Source organism: Rhodoferax sp. GW821-FHT07F03 (assembly GCF_059418745.1).
Genome location: NZ_JBWKQM010000029.1, coordinates 1 through 2,268, shown reverse-complemented (window position 1 = coordinate 2,268; position 2,268 = coordinate 1). Strand labels below are relative to the sequence as shown.

General features: G+C 55.8%; 2 protein-coding genes. Both read left to right on the top strand.

Features of this window, described 5'->3' with window-relative positions:
- Positions 1 to 200: 200 nt before the first annotated feature.
- A complete protein-coding gene (locus tag AC07R0_RS25645) occupies positions 201 to 866 on the top strand; it encodes a hypothetical protein (protein WP_495107020.1) in 666 nt (221 codons plus the stop codon).
- A gap of 251 nt (positions 867 to 1,117) precedes the next feature.
- Entirely contained in the window at positions 1,118 to 1,978 is an 861-nt protein-coding gene (locus tag AC07R0_RS25640; RefSeq protein ID WP_495107019.1) for a peptidylprolyl isomerase, read from the top strand.
- Positions 1,979 to 2,268: the final 290 nt, after the last annotated feature.

Here is a 2,268-nt window from a genome sequence, read left to right as displayed (position 1 = left end):
TCACTCAGTCCCATCGAATACCGGGCGAGCCTCGGAATAACGGCATAAACCAGTCCAAGTTTTACGCCGCACCCCCGTAGTAGTACTGCTTCAAACCAAGATTCAAACTCAGCATCCGTTTCGACATGACGCCAGACAATCAATTGAAACTAGCCCGACGCATGCTGGCTAGGCCCCCCGCAAGCTGTAGCTGGGATGACATGCTCAATCATGAAGACGACCTGATCTGGCCCACCCAGTCGAGGCAACCGCATGTTGGGGAGCTTCGTTGTTGCGTCGACTCCATCGGGCTGACCTTAGCCTTCCTCGCATTGCCCCCCGCCGGATGGCAACAGCTTGAGGACGAGTTCGGCAAGGCAGCAGTGGCGTTTCGCTTCATGATGCTGCCGGGCGACATTGATGTTTTTCTCAAATCGTCGGCTGCAGCTCGCCCGGTCCGTCTATATGACGATGGACCAGTAGTTCCTCCGGCGCCTCCGGCCGATCCGCTCGAGTCCGTGATGAAGTTCATAGATGCTGCGGTGACCAAGGTGGCGGCGTCTGTTGATAGCGAGACGCGGGTGCGTCCGTTGATGAACAAGAGAGGGGTGCTTCAGCTGTTGGTCATAACCAGCACCATCGTGACTCGCGATCGATTGCATCAGCTTCCAGCGTTCCGCAAGGCGCTCGAGCGCCTGCGCGCCCAGCTGCGTACCGAAAAAATCAATTTGCACAGTGTGTCGATCGAAGCGCAGGAGGTCATCGATCGGGTCAATCACTTGATTACAGCGGAGGACATACTAAAAAAGGGAGAGGCGCCGCAGTTGCGCTTCGCTCAAGGACCATGGGATAGCATTCGCCAGCTGTGGCCATTTGGCAAACGCTAATTCACGGTCCGGGAACTTGCACTCGCGCCCTTTCCTGGCTGGCGCGGCCTTGTTCTCGCAGAAGTCCGATGCATACTCGGCCAGAATGCGGTCTAACCATTCTGTCAAGCGGACAGCCACTGGAGTACCGGGTTCTGCCGCTTACCTCAACCTGGTTTGACAGACTTTGTAAAACGAGACTTGTTTTAAGGAAACCTCACTTGACTATCGCGTCTAAGCTTCCTGTAGTCCTGCTCGCTTGCTGCCTAGGTATGACAACGAAAGCGTTACCTGCATCAAGCCGACCTGACGAGACAGGAACCGTTGAAACGGCCTACACCTATCACATTCTGGTTCGGAGCAAGGCCGAAGCTGCTCGACTGCGGGCGCAGATTGATGCCGCTCCTCCAGCGCAACAGTTTTCCAAGTTCAAAGAAGTCGCCAAACGTACCAGCATCGACCCAGGCAGTTCCTCCAGCGGAGGAAATCTCGGAACCGTCTATCGCGGCGAGATGGTTGTTCGCTTTGAGAATGCCATTTTCGGGAGTAGTGCGAAAAGTGTGACTGGCCCCTTCCAATCTGAGTTTGGGTGGCATTTGGCTTATGTAGAACGGTTCGGAGAAGAGCCGGTATCGAGCATTTGCCAGGCATCAGCCAAGAAGGCCTATGACCAAGCGTCGGACTCGGAGAAAGAAGGCCTGTCGCTCGCGATTTCTCCGGTGGAGCGGACAGCATTGCCGGCCAGCGTAGTAGCGCTACTAGGCGCGGGCTGGCATGGGCCGTTTATGGACGAGGACCGCAATCTTCTATATGTACGGGCGGCGCGGCAGCCTGCAGCAGATTCCGTTCGCGTTTTAACTCGGCACATTGAATTCACGTCCGCGCAGCTAGTCGCAACGAGCGGGCGACCTTTCGGCTGCGCTAGGTCTCGCCAAGAAGACTGGGCAATTGATTGTCAGCATGCAACCGTTGCATTGTGGTCATCGGCTGAGTACGAGGGGCGAGGCGCCCGTGGCCGCAAGTTGACCGACATTAAGTTCGACCACTCGAAAACCGAAAGTCCCGTAGGTGTGTCGGGTGCGGCGAAACAGTTCTTCGATTTTTCCTGTAAGAGCTCCGCTCTCGTCGGCTAAATTTAGGCGTTGGCCGCGTCAATTGGCTTGGTTGGGCTGAGGCAAATCGGGCATATTTTTACGGCTGGCAGGTTCGGCGTCGTTCAATGCATATGGTGACGCTCACGATTGGCTTCGTCCTGAAGTTACCCTAGCTGCCAGATAGGATGCAGCTGTCGGCCGAGGCTGTGTGAAAACGCTTCACGCTTAGCCGCTTCAAAAATAAAATAAGGTAACCCGTTTCCAGCGAGGTAGTCCATGAAGCGATTCATCGAAAGCCAAGACCGCCAGCAAGTCACCTTGCTGCCCGA